This is a genomic window from Parasulfitobacter algicola, from assembly GCF_013315265.1.
Taxonomy (GTDB): Bacteria; Pseudomonadota; Alphaproteobacteria; order Rhodobacterales; family Rhodobacteraceae; genus Parasulfitobacter; species Parasulfitobacter algicola.
In genome coordinates this window covers 111,159-126,760 of sequence record NZ_JABUFE010000008.1, presented here as the reverse complement: position 1 = coordinate 126,760, position 15,602 = coordinate 111,159, and the positions used below count along the sequence as shown (strand labels likewise).

General features: G+C 51.6%; 17 protein-coding genes. 12 read left to right on the top strand and 5 right to left on the bottom strand.

The features are described from left to right. Nucleotides 1-2 precede the first annotated feature (2 nt). The 6 genes from HRQ87_RS13695 to HRQ87_RS13670 all read left to right on the top strand — a co-directional run bounded on the left by HRQ87_RS13695 (nucleotide 3) and on the right by HRQ87_RS13670 (nucleotide 5,297). Nucleotides 3-1,355, top strand: coding sequence for a S41 family peptidase (locus HRQ87_RS13695; protein WP_174139005.1), 1,353 nt, complete (start codon nucleotides 3-5; stop codon nucleotides 1,353-1,355). Between the two features lie 244 nt (nucleotides 1,356-1,599). Further along, nucleotides 1,600-1,938: a hypothetical protein gene (locus HRQ87_RS13690; protein WP_174139004.1), complete on the top strand. Its 339-nt coding sequence runs from the start codon at nucleotides 1,600-1,602 to the stop codon at nucleotides 1,936-1,938. Nucleotides 1,939-2,046: 108 nt separating this feature from the next. Then, a complete protein-coding gene (locus HRQ87_RS13685; RefSeq protein ID WP_174139003.1) occupies nucleotides 2,047-2,457 on the top strand; it encodes a DUF4864 domain-containing protein in 411 nt (136 codons plus the stop codon). 130 nt (nucleotides 2,458-2,587) lie between these two features. Continuing rightward, entirely contained in the window at nucleotides 2,588-3,160 is a 573-nt protein-coding gene (locus HRQ87_RS13680) for an OmpA family protein (RefSeq protein ID WP_174139002.1), read from the top strand. Nucleotides 3,161-3,360: 200 nt separating this feature from the next. After that, on the top strand, nucleotides 3,361-4,830 hold the full coding sequence (purF, locus tag HRQ87_RS13675) for an amidophosphoribosyltransferase (protein ID WP_246252268.1): 1,470 nt from the start codon (nucleotides 3,361-3,363) through the stop codon (nucleotides 4,828-4,830). Nucleotides 4,831-4,853: 23 nt separating this feature from the next. Further along, nucleotides 4,854-5,297 (top strand): DUF1284 domain-containing protein, encoded by a 444-nt coding sequence (locus HRQ87_RS13670; protein WP_174139001.1) that lies wholly within the window; start codon nucleotides 4,854-4,856, stop codon nucleotides 5,295-5,297. 32 nt (nucleotides 5,298-5,329) lie between these two features. On the opposite strand, the gene HRQ87_RS13665 is transcribed toward HRQ87_RS13670, so the two are convergent. Continuing rightward, complete coding sequence (locus HRQ87_RS13665) at nucleotides 5,330-5,932, bottom strand: biotin transporter BioY (protein WP_174139000.1); 603 nt, start codon at nucleotides 5,930-5,932, stop codon at nucleotides 5,330-5,332. Nucleotides 5,933-6,038: 106 nt separating this feature from the next. Between HRQ87_RS13665 and HRQ87_RS13660 the strand changes: the two genes are divergently transcribed. From HRQ87_RS13660 to HRQ87_RS13645, 4 genes are all read left to right on the top strand, one after another. After that, nucleotides 6,039-6,698, top strand: a complete 660-nt coding sequence (locus HRQ87_RS13660; RefSeq protein ID WP_174138999.1) for an SDR family NAD(P)-dependent oxidoreductase — start codon at nucleotides 6,039-6,041, stop codon at nucleotides 6,696-6,698. Between the two features lie 57 nt (nucleotides 6,699-6,755). Further along, the gene (gene surE, locus HRQ87_RS13655; protein ID WP_174138998.1) at nucleotides 6,756-7,541 is read left to right on the top strand and encodes a 5'/3'-nucleotidase SurE; all 786 of its coding nucleotides are present in this window, start codon (nucleotides 6,756-6,758) and stop codon (nucleotides 7,539-7,541) included. Next, nucleotides 7,538-8,176 (top strand): protein-L-isoaspartate(D-aspartate) O-methyltransferase, encoded by a 639-nt coding sequence (locus tag HRQ87_RS13650; RefSeq protein WP_174138997.1) that lies wholly within the window; start codon nucleotides 7,538-7,540, stop codon nucleotides 8,174-8,176. The genes surE and HRQ87_RS13650 overlap by 4 nt, the downstream gene beginning before the upstream one ends. A 95-nt stretch (nucleotides 8,177-8,271) precedes the next feature. Continuing rightward, entirely contained in the window at nucleotides 8,272-9,396 is a 1,125-nt protein-coding gene (locus HRQ87_RS13645; RefSeq protein WP_343035280.1) for a peptidoglycan DD-metalloendopeptidase family protein, read from the top strand. A gap of 49 nt (nucleotides 9,397-9,445) precedes the next feature. Here the strand turns inward: HRQ87_RS13645 and HRQ87_RS13640 are convergent, their stop codons facing one another. Beyond that, nucleotides 9,446-9,886 carry a hypothetical protein gene (locus tag HRQ87_RS13640; RefSeq protein WP_174138996.1) on the bottom strand — a complete coding sequence of 147 codons (441 nt, stop codon included), beginning with the start codon at nucleotides 9,884-9,886 and terminating at the stop codon, nucleotides 9,446-9,448. Nucleotides 9,887-9,998: 112 nt separating this feature from the next. Then, nucleotides 9,999-11,024, bottom strand: a complete 1,026-nt coding sequence (locus HRQ87_RS13635; protein WP_174138995.1) for an AbrB family transcriptional regulator — start codon at nucleotides 11,022-11,024, stop codon at nucleotides 9,999-10,001. Nucleotides 11,025-11,390: 366 nt separating this feature from the next. On the opposite strand from HRQ87_RS13635, the gene HRQ87_RS13630 reads away from it, so the two are divergent. Continuing rightward, entirely contained in the window at nucleotides 11,391-12,164 is a 774-nt protein-coding gene (locus tag HRQ87_RS13630; protein ID WP_174138994.1) for an HAD-IIB family hydrolase, read from the top strand. A 12-nt stretch (nucleotides 12,165-12,176) separates the two neighbouring features. Beyond that, nucleotides 12,177-13,397 (top strand): glycosyltransferase family protein, encoded by a 1,221-nt coding sequence (locus HRQ87_RS13625; protein ID WP_174138993.1) that lies wholly within the window; start codon nucleotides 12,177-12,179, stop codon nucleotides 13,395-13,397. Nucleotides 13,398-13,412: 15 nt separating this feature from the next. Here the strand turns inward: HRQ87_RS13625 and HRQ87_RS13620 are convergent, their stop codons facing one another. Together HRQ87_RS13620 and pgi are read right to left on the bottom strand one after the other, a co-directional pair. Then, a complete protein-coding gene (locus HRQ87_RS13620; protein WP_174138992.1) occupies nucleotides 13,413-13,886 on the bottom strand; it encodes a hypothetical protein in 474 nt (157 codons plus the stop codon). A gap of 72 nt (nucleotides 13,887-13,958) precedes the next feature. Continuing rightward, nucleotides 13,959-15,551 (bottom strand): glucose-6-phosphate isomerase, encoded by a 1,593-nt coding sequence (gene pgi, locus HRQ87_RS13615; RefSeq protein WP_174138991.1) that lies wholly within the window; start codon nucleotides 15,549-15,551, stop codon nucleotides 13,959-13,961. Between the last annotated feature and the right edge of the window lie 51 nt (nucleotides 15,552-15,602).

The window sequence follows — 15,602 nt, the reverse complement described above, 5'->3', positions numbered from 1 at the left end:
GAATGAAGAAATTTTTCATGGCAGCGGCAGTTGGTACGATTGCAGGCGCAATTTGGACCACGCAGGTTGCAGGCCCGCTTTTGGCGCAAGAAACCCAAGATAGCGTGAATGTGTATGAACAGCTTGACCTGTTCGGCGATATTTTCGAACGCATTCGCGCACAATACGTTGAAGAGGTTGACGAAGCTGAACTAATCGAAGCAGCCATTAACGGCATGCTGACATCGCTTGATCCGCATTCCAGCTATTTGTCGCCAGAAGATGCCGCAGCGATGCGCGTACAGACCCGCGGCGAATTCGGCGGTTTGGGCATCGAGGTGACGCAGGAAGAGGGCTTTGTCAAAGTCGTCTCACCCATCAGCGACACCCCCGCCGAAGCCGCAGGTATCGAATCTGGTGACTATATCACGCATGTAGATGGCGAAAGTGTTCTGGGTCTGACACTGGACGACGCAGTTAAATTGATGCGCGGCCCTGTCGGATCTGAAATTGCAATCACAGTGGTGCGCGAAGGCGAAGCGGAACCATTCGATGTCATGATCGTCCGCGATACAATCAAACTGACCGCTGTTCGTACACGAACAGAAGGTGAAACCGTTATTTTGCGGGTGAATACATTCAATGATCAAACCTATCCAAATCTTGCAGAAGGTCTGAAAGAACAGATCGAAACTGCAGGCGGCATAGATAACGTCAATGGTGTTGTTCTGGACCTGCGCAATAATCCTGGTGGTCTTTTGACCCAAGCGATCCGTGTGTCTGATGCGTTTCTTGAAAAAGGCGAAATCGTTTCGACACGCGGCCGCAATTCGGGTGACGGCGACCGTATCAACGCGACACCTGGCGATCTGATCGAAGGAAAGCCAATCGTTGTTTTGATCAACGGCGGATCTGCTTCAGCATCGGAAATTGTTGCAGGCGCGTTGCAGGATCATAAACGTGCTATCGTGATCGGTACAAAAAGCTTTGGTAAGGGATCGGTTCAAACCGTTATGCCCTTGCGTGGTGACGGGGCGATGCGTTTGACGACATCACGTTATTACACGCCATCTGGCCGGTCGATCCAAGCGCTTGGTATTTCACCAGACATCATCGTGAACCAGCCCCGCGCCGTACCTGTCACAGAAGAAGATGAAGAAGAAAATGCGCGCCCCAGCCGGTCTGAGGCTGACCTGCGCGGACGTCTGGACAATGACAGCCTGACAGAAGAGCAGCGCCGTCAGATCGAAGCAGAACGCGCCCGCGCCGAAGAGGCCGCCAAACTGCGGGACGAAGACTATCAACTGGCCTATGCCATTGATATCCTGAAAGGTCTGTCCGCACTGTCGCCTGCAGCTATGACGCAAGTTCAATAAATTCGTCATTATGACATTTAAGGGCCAGCCGAAACGCTGGCCCTTTTTGATATGAACCGCTTGTTTGGCATTGGATTACGTTTTTTCTACATTGGTACGAAGGACTTGAATGGACCATCTTCAACAATTTCATGCGCGACATGTTTTGCCTTTGCCCTTGGCGAAAGACCACGGATGGCAATTAAAAAGATACGCAATCCTTGCCAATGGACGAGATTTCGACGACCACATCGCATCCGCGGCTGTGGCAGAAGCATTCAACAGATTACCAACCCCCGGCAGTTTAAAAGATGCGACTGGCAACCATGGCGTTGGGTTTCAAATCGTTCATTTTGCAGAAATTGCCGTGGTATCGCCAGTGTTCTATTGGCAATGGGGCAGCGTTCTGTCCAACATTAGGCAAATTCGGGCAAAATGGGAAACACCGACGATATTTGAGAATGGCATAGAAGAAATCGTCGGCTGTATCTGGGAAATGGACGTTGTGAGTTTTGAAATTAATGCTTGGAAGAATACACTGTTAACCGGTGCAGGAACCCCAAAAGAAAGACTTTCGGCCTATATTGAACGCCGCTTGATCTGATATACTTTTCTTCGTCAGTTCCAAACTGGTCTCTGGTAAAGCAAACATATTTATTTGACCGATGACCATCCGTGGCTATCTGATGACTGACAACATAGGAGAGCCTGAATGACCCGGATCATTTTGACGATTGCGCTTTGTTTATCATTGATAACGACAAGTTTTGCACAAGAAACACGTGAGCCTGGCATTGAGCAGATTATCTCAAACCAACTAGAAGCGTTCAAACAAGATGATTTTGAAACGGCTTTCACCTTCGCTAGCCCCAACATTCGCAATCTTTTCCAGACGCCTCAAAACTTTGGCAGTATGGTACGCCAGGGCTATCCGATGGTGTGGCGGCCGTCTGATGTGACCTATCTTGAACGGCGCACAATCAGTGGCGCGATTTGGCAAAAAGTACAGATCAAAGATGCTGCAGGTGCGACCCATCTGTTAGATTATCAAATGGTCATGACAGAAAGCGGATGGCGCATTAACGGTGTGCAATTGTTACAAAAACCTGATGTTGGCGTCTGAATTCACACATCCGCATGATCAGCTGTTTCAATTTTAAAATATACATGACAGGCATATGATAAGCCGTCATTTCCTATAGCTAACCCGTCTGACTATACAAGAAATGTACCTGAATGACGGAGAGCCCCACATGTCCCTACTTAAGATAACCGTGGCAACATCAGCTTTATTTGCTATTTTTCTAACTGGTTTTGCAATTGCACAAGACGCCCCTGACGCCATGCCCGAGACAGCCATGGAAAAACTTGACGAGGTGATGCAGCCATCAGAAACACCACCTAGTCTAGAAGATATCGCGGCGTCCGATCCGGCATTGGCGATGCGTAAAGGGGAAGACGGCGAAGCCGATGCAATGGTCATGTTGTCAGATGTGCTGTTTGGGTTTGGAGACGCGCAACTGGAACCTGCGGCCCTGCAAACTTTGCAAACCGTGGCAGATAAACTGTCAGGCGTGGAAAAACTGGAAATCAAAGGTCATACTGACGCCATTGGCAGCGATGCCTATAATCTGGACCTTGGTCAGCAACGCGCAGATGTTGTTCGGAACTGGTTAATCGAGAATAGTGATCTGACAATTGATTCAGTTTCAGCCACGGGTGTGGGTGAAGCCGAACCAATTGCAACAAACACTAACGCCGATGGCAGCGACAATCCCACAGGCCGCGCGCAGAACCGACGGGTCGAATTTATCTTGCCTAAGTAGAGCGCGCACAAATTAATAAACCCAAGGCGGATCAGCAAAATACACTGATCTGCCTTTTTTGTAAGCATCCGGCACACAGGTCACATAGCCGCAACAATATGCGACACTTTGCAGGGCTGTAACGTGATAGTTTCGTGACACCGCCGGTTTAAGTCTCTAAACAACGCACATCACTTCAACTGGATTCGGAGCTGCCCACCTTGTCCAAGACCTTGCCCCTCGCGCATCCATTTGACGACGACAAGTTGAAAGAAGAGTGCGGCATATTTGGCGTCATTGGTGCCAGTGATGCAGCTAACTTCGTAGCCCTTGGTTTGCACGCCTTGCAGCATCGAGGTCAAGAAGCGGGGGGGATCGTATCCCACGACGCGGATCAAGGTTTCAATTCAGTGCGACGCTTCGGCTATGTCCGTGATAATTTCACCGATCAAAACGTGATGAAAACCCTGCCCGGCCTGTTGGCGATCGGGCATGTGCGCTATTCTACGACAGGGTCCAAGGGGCAGACTGCAATCCGGGACGTGCAGCCGTTTTTTGGTGAGTTTTCCATGGGCGGTGCTGCGATTGCACATAACGGTAACATCACCAATGCCGATGCGCTGCGGCGTGAACTGATTGAGCGCGGATCGATCTTTCAGTCGTCTTCCGACAGTGAGTGCATCATTCATTTGATGGCCAGATCTCTGCAGCGCAACATCCCCGAACGGATGGAGGATGCCCTGCGCCGTGTCGAAGGCGCTTTTTCCATCGTTGCCATGACCCGTACCAAACTGATCGGCGTACGTGATCCTCTTGGGGTGCGACCGCTTGTTCTGGGCAAAGTGGGTGATGGCTGGGCGCTAAGTTCGGAAACCTGCGCACTGGATATTATCGGCGCCAGCTTTGTTCGCGAGATTAAGCCAGGCGAAATGGTGGTAATCACCGAAAAAGGTGTTGAAAGCATCTTTCCATTCCGCCCCGCAAAATCACGCTTTTGCATATTCGAACACGTTTATTTTTCGCGCCCAGACAGTATTTTGGGTGGGAGATCTGTTTATGAGACACGCCGTGAGATCGGGGTGGAACTGGCGCGCGAAACGCCTGTGGATGCTGATATCGTGTGCCCAGTACCCGACAGCGGAACGCCTGCCGCAATTGGTTATAGCCAAGAAAGCGGCATACCTTACGCGATGGGGATCATCCGCAATCAATACATGGGTCGCACATTTATCGAACCGACCGAGCAGATCCGGAATATGGGCGTTCGGCTAAAACTGAATGTGAACCGTGCATTGATCAAGGGAAAGCGAATTATCCTTGTGGATGACAGCGTTGTACGGGGCACTACCAGCCGTAAGATCAAGGAAATGGTGCTGGATGCAGGTGCCGCCGAGGTACATTTCCGCATCGCGTCCCCACCGACCGCGTGGCCTTGTTTTTATGGCGTTGACACGCCGCAGCGCGAAAAGCTTTTAGCGGCCACCATGAGCGAAGAAGAAATGCGCCAACATTTGGGTGTCGACAGTCTGCGTTTCATATCACTGGATGGCCTTTATCGTGCGGTCGGCGAAGCAAATGGCCGTGATCCTGATGCACCTGCTTATTGTGATGCATGTTTTTCCGGTGAATATCCTGTTGAGCCTGCGGATATGATCAGCAAAGGGTTTGAGTTAAAGCCCGCCGCAGAGTGATCCGTTTAGGATGGGACCATCATATGAAAGATGAAAACCCCCACCTGCGCTTTCGACCACACCATTTTCTGTGTTCGCTTGGCTTTCAAGGCAAAGGTTATTCCAATGACTTTACCGCCAATATGACGGCGATTGTTATGGGAAAGTTGCGATCAGTCGGTGGTGATGATGTCATGATCAAAGTCACAGGCCAGGCTGACGATATATGCGCGCCCTGCCCCAAAAGACGTGACACGTTTTGTACGTCACAAGATAGAATCGATGCGCTTGATGCACGTCACTCTGCAGCGTTGAATTTACGAAACGGTGATCAGTTGACCTGGGCCGACGCAAAGTCACGGATCAGGGAAAATGTAAGACCTGACGATCTTGATCAGATTTGCGCAGGCTGTGAATGGCTGGGGCTTGGTGTGTGCAAAGCAGCCGTTAAGCGCCTGCATGAAAAAGAAAAAGCCGCCCGGTCATAAAGGGGCGGCTTTGATTTTTTTAAGCTGAGCGCTTAGCGTTTGATTGACCGAATGGCGGCCCATCCGCCTGTAACAATCATCGCCGCAATCACGGATTTGACCACATCACCAATCAGGAAAGGTGCGATAAACCCAGCCCAGATACCGCTGGCTGACAGACCAACCCATCCAGCTTCAATGCCCATAGCGCCGGCGATGAACATCGGCCAGATCGCACCGGGAATGTAAAGCAGCGCAGATATCACAACTGCTGCCAATACGGTTGTAATCGGCCCTTTGGCCCAACCTTTTTCAACGACAAGGCCAGCCAACCAAGCCATTGCGACAAAGCCAATCAAAAATCCGGCGGTGGGTCCGAAAAAGGCTGCACCATTCATTCCGAATGTAAATACTGGAAGACCCATCGCGCCTTGGGCCAGATATGTCACCAATGTCGCGGCCCCAAGCCGGGATCCAAGTGTCAAACCCACCATCAAAACGGCCAAAGTCTGTAATGTCATCGGAACGGGGATCATCGGCACGCTGATCTGCGATGCAAGTGCTATGAAAAGCGATCCCCCCAGGACCAGCCCGGCTTGCTTCAAAAGCGTGTCTTGACCAACGATGGCATGTGACAACGTATTTTCCTGGGCCATTTTGGCCTCCCTTCCGGTTAAACTTATTGTTTGTTTTCCCGTTCACCCGGGGGAAAGTCAAGTCGGTGGTCTTGTCAAAGATACGTTTGCCTGCCTAAAGGGATATATGACTGATGCATCCTTACGTCCCATTGCCCTGATCACCGGCGCATCGCGCGGGTTGGGTGCCGCTTTGGCTGAAGAACTGGCCCCGACTCACCATATTGTTGCCGTTGCCCGCACGGTTGGTGCCCTTGAAGAACTGGATGATCGTATGCGCGCTTTAGGGGGCGAAGCGACATTGGCCCCTATGGATATCACTGTGGACGCCGCGATGATGCAGCTGTGCCGCAGCATCTTTGACCGTTGGGGCAAGGTTGATCTGTGGTGTCACACAGCCATTCATGCAGGGCCATTGTCACCATCAGCATCGCTGGTTGAAAAGGATCTGGACAAAAGCATCGCGATCAATGCGCGCGCCACTGGCCGGTTGATCCCCTTTGTCGCACCGCTTTTGCAGGCCGCTGAAAACGGACAGGCCGTGTTTTTCGATGATCCACGCGCAGGTGAAAAGTTTTTCGGATATTACGGCGCAACAAAAGCCGCACAGATCGCTCTGGCCCGCAGTTGGCAGGCCGAAACGGTCAAGACAGGCCCAAAGGTGCATATCGTGACGCCTGATCCGATGCCAACAGCAACGCGCGGGCGTTTCTTTCCCGGTGAAGATCGCAGTGTGTTGGCCGCGCCCAAACATCAGGCAAAGCGGCTGCTGAGCGGTATTATCTAAGCGGTGCCGCTTGCCGCCCCCCGCGCCCTGCAATAGGAAGGGAAAAAAGGGGACATCATGCGTATTCTGATCACCAACGATGACGGCATCAATGCACCGGGTTTGACGGTGTTAAAGGCGATTGCCGATGATATCGCTGGCGCAGATGGCGAAGTCTGGACCGTGGCGCCCGCCTTTGAACAATCAGGCGTGGCGCATAAGATTTCCTATACCCATCCGATGATGATTGCCGAATTAGGACCACGCCGTTTCGCCACCGAAGGATCACCTGCCGATTGCGTGTTGGCAGGCCTTTATGATGTGCTGGATGGTCAGCGCCCCGATCTGGTGTTGTCTGGCGTGAACCGCGGCAATAATTCGGCTGAAAATGCGCTGTACTCCGGCACGCTTGGCGGCGCGATGGAGGCCGCGTTGCAAGGCCTGCCCTCCATCGCGCTGTCGCAATATTACGGCCCTGCCAATCTGGACGCTGATAACCCGTTTGAGGCGGCGGCGGTTCATGGTGCGGATCTGGTGCGCAAACTGCTGGATCATGGGTTTAACGACAGCGACGATTACCGCTTGTTTTACAACGTGAATTTTCCGCCTGTGATGGCCGCCGATGTCAAGGGTACGCAAGTCACCGCACAAGGATATCGCAAAGATACCAACTTCGCCATTGAACCGCACCAGTCACCGTCAGGTCGACGATTTCTGTGGATCAAAGGCGGGCCGCAGCATACGCCAAGCGCGCCCGGTACAGATGCAGCGGCCAATCTGGACGGATATATCTCGGTCACGCCCATGCGCGCGGATCTGACGGCCCATGATGCGCTGGATGGTCTAAGGTCAGCATTCGAATGACAGACGCCGAACGCAAAATGCAATTCCTGTTCGCGCTGCGATCACGCGGTGTCACCGACGGGCGTGTGCTGACGGCGATGGAAAAGATTGATCGTGGGCCTTTTGTGAAAGGCATCTTTGCGGACCGCGCTTATGAGGATATGCCCCTGCCGATTGCATGCGGGCAGACGATCAGCCAGCCATCAGTGGTGGGCCTGATGACCCAGGCGTTGAACGTGCAGCCCCGCGACAAGGTGCTGGAAGTTGGGACCGGGTCAGGCTATCAGGCCGCGATCCTTAGCCAGCTTGCGCGGCGCGTCTATACTGTTGATCGCCATCAGCGTCTTGTTCAGGAAGCACGCGCCGTGTTTCAGGCGCTTGATCTGACCAATATCACAGCCTTTACTGCGGATGGCAGCCACGGTTTGGCTGATCAAGCACCCTTTGATCGGATTATTGTAACGGCCGCTGCCGAAGACCCCCCAGGTCCGCTCTTGGCGCAGCTGAAGATCGGGGGTATTATGGTTGTACCGGTCGGGCAGTCGGACGCTGTCCAAAGCCTGATTCAGGTCAAAAGAACGGATAAGGGGTACGATTATAACGAACTGCGCCCTGTCCGTTTCGTTCCACTTCTGGAAGGGGTGGGGAAAGAGTAATGGAGCCCGGCAAACGGGCCCGCGACGTTGAGGAATGAGCTATGGCCTATATGTGCCGAACCAGTTTCCGTGCAGTTTTGCTGGGAGGTGCCCTGTTGGCATTGACAGCCTGCGACGAACCATTTGATTTTGATTTACGCGATTTGGCGAACAGTGATGCAGATACATCCGAGGCTGCGCGCCAGTCTTCTGCAAGCCGTCCACCAGCTGATGATCGAGGTATTATTTCCTATCCGAACTATCAGGTCGCTGTGGCAGAACGCGGGGATACTGTGGCAGATGTTGCCGACAGGATTGGCGTATCCGCAGTCGAATTAGCCAATTTTAATGGCATGCAGGCGAATGATCGCCTACGCCCCGAAGAAGTTTTGGTCTTGCCGCGACGTGTCACCGAACCATCACCAGCGACCGGGTCAGTTATCACAGGACCAATCACACCGGAATCCGTTGATGTCACCACCTTGGCAGGAAACGCAATCGATAGTGCGCAATCCCGTGGCGGGCCGATCATCACGCCAGCCTCGGAACTTCCCGAAACAGGGATTGAGCCGATCCGCCATCAGGTTGAACGCGGTGAAACGGCTTTTTCTATTTCGCGGCTTTATAATGTTTCTGTGAATTCTTTGGCAGAATGGAATGGGTTGGGATCTGATCTTGGCATTCGGGAAGGACAATATTTGCTGATCCCGGTTGCGGCCCCCGTTGGCATCGCACGCGGAACGGCGCGCCCCGGTGTCGGATCGCAAACACCCACGCCCCCAAGTGCGGCCCAGCCTTTGCCGGCCCAGAACACACAAGCGGCTTCTGCCAAGCCGAACACGCCGCCTTCGCCAAATTTGGGCCAGCAGCGCACAGCAGCATCTGACAGCAATGCGCGCATGGTCTATCCGGTCACGGGTAACATTATCCGCGCGTATCGCAAGGGCAGCAACGATGGGATAGATATCGCCGCACGCGCAGGAACCCCCGTCAAGGCTGCCGCCGCAGGCACAGTGGCGGCGATCACGCGCGACACTAATCAGGTGCCGATCATCGTGATCCGTCATTCTGGTGACATTCTGACGGTGTATGCGCGCGTTGATAATCTTAAGGTCAGCAAAGGCGACCGCGTCCAACGCGGGCAAACCATAGCCGAAGTACGCAATTCAGACCCAAGCTTTCTGCATTTTGAAGTGCGCGAAGGTTTGGACAGCGTCGATCCGACACGCTATTTGCAATAACAATGAAAATACCGGGCAAGCAATACAGTTTGCCCGATATTTTGATCAATCAGAACTTGGCATTTTCAAGATGTCCAATGGTTTGATCCAGGTCTTCCAACGCTTTTTGCATAACCTCTTTCAATTCAACAACCGCTTCAAGTTGTAGCTTGCGATCCCGAAAAACAGATGGTCGGTTTGGCTGTGGCGTTGGATCACCTGCCACGCGGATAAGTTCGGCCGTGATCCGCGGTGATATGGTTTGTCTGCCCAAACGATCTTCGTATGAAACAGGACCAATAGGATCGGGCCAGGGAAATGGCCATGGTCTGGGATATGGGCCTTCTGGGTTGGGGTAAAACCCGCCAACACCCAATGCCGCATCCATATGCATCAATTCCCAAGCAAGCTTGGCCTTTCGGCGTGCCTCAGCACTTACGGTTGGAAATCCTTCTTCCAATGCTTCATCAAACAAACGCAAAGCAGACTGCTGTAATATCGCAGAAATCATATTAATTTTCCTTATAAAATAAATAAATAAAGTTTATTAAAACATAACAATAATATCATAAATACATGATTGTTGCAAAAAATCTTTTATATCTAATTTCAGATTAACCCCGTCAGCGTATTAGTTTAGATACAATTGGTGCGCCGATGATAACGATCAGGATCCGCACGACGTGATGTGCCACGATCACTGCAACCTCAGCACCTGAAGCCAAAGCAAGGATCGCCATTTCAGCTTGTCCACCAGGGGCAAAGGCCAAAATAGCCTCGACTGGGGGTAAAAGGCCAAGTTTCAAAACGGCGTTCACGAACACAAACGAAACCAACCCCAAGACCACGCAATATCCGACCGAAGCCGCAACAACGCGGCGCAATTCGCCAAAAGTCAGACCTACATATTTCACGCCAACGGCCATTCCCACGAAAAACTGTGCCAACAGGATCGCTTCGTTTGGGGGACGATGGGTTACGATCCCGCCAAGGGATAAGGCCGCTGCAAAAACCATTGGTCCAAGGATCGATGCACCGAATACACCCAGCATCAGAAAGATCCGCCAGCCCAGCAGGCCAGCCGCAAACATCAACCCCAGTTCCCAAAGAGGAAGGGTTATGATCGGCGCGCCAAGGGGTTGATCCAGCGTTTGCTCCATACCCAATGTCAGGATAATCGGCAAAAAACTAACGATGATCATAACACGCGTGGCTTGCATCAGCGACATGGCCCGGACGTCGCCCCCTGCCTCTTCGCCAAAGACAAGCATGTCCTGCAAGCCCCCGGGCATCGCGCCATAGTATGATGTCGGGCGATCAAAACCCAACCACCGGAAATAGGGAACCCCCACTAAAGCAATGACGATGATGAATAACGGTACCAAAGCAATAGACCCCGCCAATGCAGGCAATTGCGAAAACAGGGCGGGCGTGATGGAAAACCCGATAGCAAGCCCCAAAATTGTACGCATAGTGTCGCCCAAAGGCTTCCACACGGTCAGTTTCACACCTGCCAATGCTGCAATCAAACAGCCAAAAAGCGGCCCCAACAACCACGGTAAGGGAAGGCTAAGCAAATAAAAGACACCGACCCCACCAGCAGCAACCGCATATGTAACTGCAAGTGCATATTTGTCGGGTGTCTTCAATCAAATGATCCTAAAACATGGTGTCGAGAAAGACTAAATACAGAATAATCAGTCACATGCATGCCCCGATGACTTTGGCGGCTTTGCCTGATGTTGTTAGAAACCGGATCGTTCCAAAGCGCAATATCTGTCGCCGACAAATGATGTGCGCCGTGCTAAGCATCCAACACCCGACAGGCCGCAGCAGGCCGGACCACTGGATGTGTTGTCGTGCCTAGAAATCCGCCATCTTAGTGCTATCGTCATAGGCTGACTGCATATATGTGCTATCGTTGACTTTTGGTCCTTCGGTATGACGCCATGATCGTATCATATAGAAAGATATAAAATAGTTTTGGACACCCCACGCTGTAATCAGAAAGAATGATGTCAGAATTGATTGTTTTCACAGATTTAGACGGCACGCTTCTGGATCATGACAGCTATTCCTTTGCAGCCGCCCTGCCTGCGCTTGATCGACTGCGCGCAGCCAATATCCCTGTGATATTGGCCAGCTCAAAAACTGCGGCTGAAATTACACCGTTGAGAGAGGAGTTGGGCCTTGCTGCGTGTCCGGCGATTGTTGAAAACGGCGCAGGGCTTATGGCCGCCTATTCATCAAATGTCGAAGGCAGCGATTATTCAAATCTGCGCAGAAAACTGGATGAGCTGCCCGCAAATTTACGGCGTTTATTTGTAGGGTTTGGGGATATGAGCACAGAGCAAATTGCACAAGATACCGGACTGCCTGACAAAAGTGCCCAAGACGCAGCTAATCGTCAGTTTTCGGAACCCGGTATTTGGCATGGAAGCAGCGCCGAACTGGATACATTTACAAACCAACTGGCCGCGCGTGGGATCAGCGCACGACGTGGTGGGCGATATCTGACATTATCATTCGGCAAAACAAAAGCGGATCAGATGCAAAGTATCCTTGGACAGTTCAGTACCCCAACATCGATCGCGCTTGGGGATGCCCCAAATGATATTGAGATGATAATGACAGCCGATATCGGTGTGATTGTCCATAACCCGCACCACGATGCCCTGCCCGATATCGATGGCGAACGCGATGGGCGCATTATCCGGACCAAATTATCTGGCCCTGCCGGTTGGAATGCCGCGCTGCAGCAGATACTGTCAGATCATGGCATCGACTAAAGGAACCTGATCTTGGCTGATTTTCACCAGAACGGAAACATCGCAACCCTGCATAATCTTCGTACGACAAACCTTGATGCGATGACCCATGAGCTGACGACATTTGCGCAAAGCCGTAAGATCAGTCTGATCCTGCCGTCCCTGTTTTCCGAATTGGAGGGCGATGCATTACCCAAGATATTAGATGAACTGGCGCAGGTGCCATATCTGAACCGAATTATCATCGGGCTGGACCGTGCCGATGCAGATCAGTATCGCCATGCCCGTCAGTTCTTTTCACGACTTCCGCAGGATCATGTCGTTATCTGGAACGATAGCCCGCGCCAAAAGGCTATCGGGGACCGGTTGAAAACACTTGGTCTTTATACCGAAGAAGCGGGCAAAGGCAAAAATGTTTGGGGATGTCTGGGCTATCTTATGGCCTGTCAGGACAGTGCCGTTGTCGCCATTCATGATTGCGATATTGTCACGTATCATCGTGAAATGCTGGCACGGCTGGTTTATCCCGTGGCAAACCCTGCGTTCCCCTATCAGGTGGCCAAGGGGTATTATCCGCGGATTGGTGAAAACAAAATCAACGGCCGTGTCACGCGTCTGTTGGTCAGCCCGTTGTTGATCGCCCTGAAGCGCGTCATCGGGGATCGCGACTATCTGGATTATCTGCGCAGCTTTCGTTACCCGCTATCAGGCGAATTTGCGATGCGCACTGCGATATTGCCTGACCTTCGCATACCGTCTGACTGGGGGCTTGAGATTGGCGTGTTATCCGAAGCCTGGCGCAATTTGGCCCCTAAATCCGTTTGTCAGGTCGAAATATCTGACGCGTATGACCACAAACATCAGGACTTATCTGCCGAAGATGCCTCGACCGGGCTAAGCCGTATGTCCACCGATATCTGCAAGGCGATTTTTCGAAAACTTGCAGCGGATGGTACGGTGTTCACGACCCATGTTTTCCGCACTTTGAAAGCAACCTATTATCGCACTGCACTTGATCTGCTGGACAGCTATTACAATGATGCGAAAATGAACGGTCTGTCGATTGATCGCCACCAAGAAGAACGCTCAATCGAATTGTTTGCCGAAAACATCATGCGCGCCGGTGCCATCTTTCTGGACAATCCGTCAGAGACACCGTTTATCCCCACCTGGAACCGTGTCCATTCGGCCGACCCCGACCTTATGCGCGAAATGCTCAAGGCCGTTGCCGACGATTGCAAGGAATATCAGTGATCTCTTTATCAGTCATCAGTATTCATAAACACCTTTGCGAAACTTCACCTCGGGCGTATTTGCGAACCGGCTTTGCCAAGATTTTCGCGTCACGCGGCAATCCATTACTATGTCCTCGGCGCTGTCATTTTCACTGACTTTGTTGAAAAACATAAGGTTATTGGTCAAAACTGTCCGACCTGAAAAGACGCGCGCATCTCGCAAAAGTTGACGATCAACACCACCCGGAACTTTGCCGCGATTCATATATGCACCGCACACCAAAGCTTTGCCCCGATGTTCAATAACTTTGTAAAAAAGGATCGTATCGCCGCCGCGTTTCCATCCTGCGCCAGTCACTTCGTAATCGTCACCCAATGGCGTCTGGACCGTAACGACAGGCGTCACTGACGTATCTGGAACAGTATCAATTAAATCAAATTTAGGCGTTGCGGATGCGATACCCAGCATAAAAATCGCACTTAAAAATGTGCTTAGAACGAATTTCATATTTCACCTTTATCTTTTGTATCTGAGCAAAGCGAATAAACCTAAGATCGTATTTTGTACAAAAAAATATATCTATTTCGTTAGAAAATTAATTAACATTTGAGTTGATCCATCCTTGTTCTTGCTGCTTTGTTCTCCGGACAAAATTGGACCAAGTGCTGTTGCCAGCTCTTTACCTAACTCAACACCCCATTGGTCATAGGAATTGATGCCCAAAATTGCACCTTCGACAAACACGCGGTGTTCATACAAGGCGATGATCTGCCCCAAAACAAAAGGGGTCAGTTGTACATAGGCCAAAGTTGTCGATGGACGATTGCCCGCAAAAACGCGGTGCTGTGCCTGACGCTCTAGCTCGGGCCCTTGCAAGCCCTTGGCAACCATCAGGGCGCGTGCTTCGTCCAAACTGCGGCCCCTCAAAAGTGCCTCGGATTGGGCCAGACAATTTGCGACAAGCAATTGATGCTGATGCGCCAGATCAGGTTCATGCCCCTTTGCAGCAACAAGAAATTCGCAGGGCACAATACGTGTACCTTGGTGGATCAATTGATAAAAGGCGTGTTGGCCGTTTGTGCCGGGTTCGCCCCAGACAATAGGACCGGTATGGGTTTCAGCAGCGCTGCCATCCATTGCAACAGACTTGCCGTTCGATTCCATTTCAAGCTGCTGAAGATAGGCAGGCAGACGGCTAAGGCGTTGATCATAAGGCAAAACAGCCCGTGTCGCATAGCCGCAAACTTGATTATGCCACAGGCCAATCAAAGCCAGAAGAACCGGCATATTTTCCGCAAGATCAGCGGTTTGGAAGTGTTGATCCATCGCCTGTGCGCCACTAAGGAAATCGCGAAACCGGTCTGGCCCAATCGCGATCATCAGACTAAGACCAATTGGGCCCCACACTGAATATCGACCACCGACCCAATCTTCAAAGCCAAAAACACGCGACGGATCGATACCGAATTCAGCCGTTTTTTCCGTGGCCGACGACAGCGCTGCGAATTGCGCGCCCGGGTCACCCACCTGCCCTGCCATCCATCCCCGCGCAGTTTGAGCATTTGTCATTGTCTCGATTGTTGTAAATGTTTTTGATGCCACGATCACCAATGTCGTTTTGGGATCAAGGTCTTTCAAGGTATCCGCGATATGCGCCCCATCGACGTTGCTGACAAAATGGCATCGCGGACCATCGTGAAAGGGCGCAAGGGCCAAAACAGCCATGGCAGGCCCCAGATCAGAGCCCCCGATACCGATATTAACCACATCTGTGATCTTACCGCCCTGCCCTTTAAAACCGCCATTGCGAACCAGTGTCGCGAAATCTTCCATCCGGGATAGCGTCTGCAAGACATCGGGCATGACATCTTGGCCATCCACAACTATGGGGTGTGCATCCAGATTTCGCAAAGCAGTATGTAAAACAGCCCGCCCTTCGGTTTCGTTGATTTTTTCGCCTGCAAACATAGCTGTACGACAATCTTTCAGACTTGCGTCTTGCGCCAGCTTGATCAACATATCGCGTGTTTGCGTATCAATATTTGTCTTGGAATAATCAAACAGCAAGCCACCAATATTTACCGAAAAGTCCGCTGCCCGATCATCATCGAACAAGTCCAGAATGGACCTATCCGCTATCTTTGACTGATGCGCCTTAAAACTTTCCCACATCGGGATACCTCATGTTGAAAATACATGCCTGCACTGTGGCTGTTACATTTA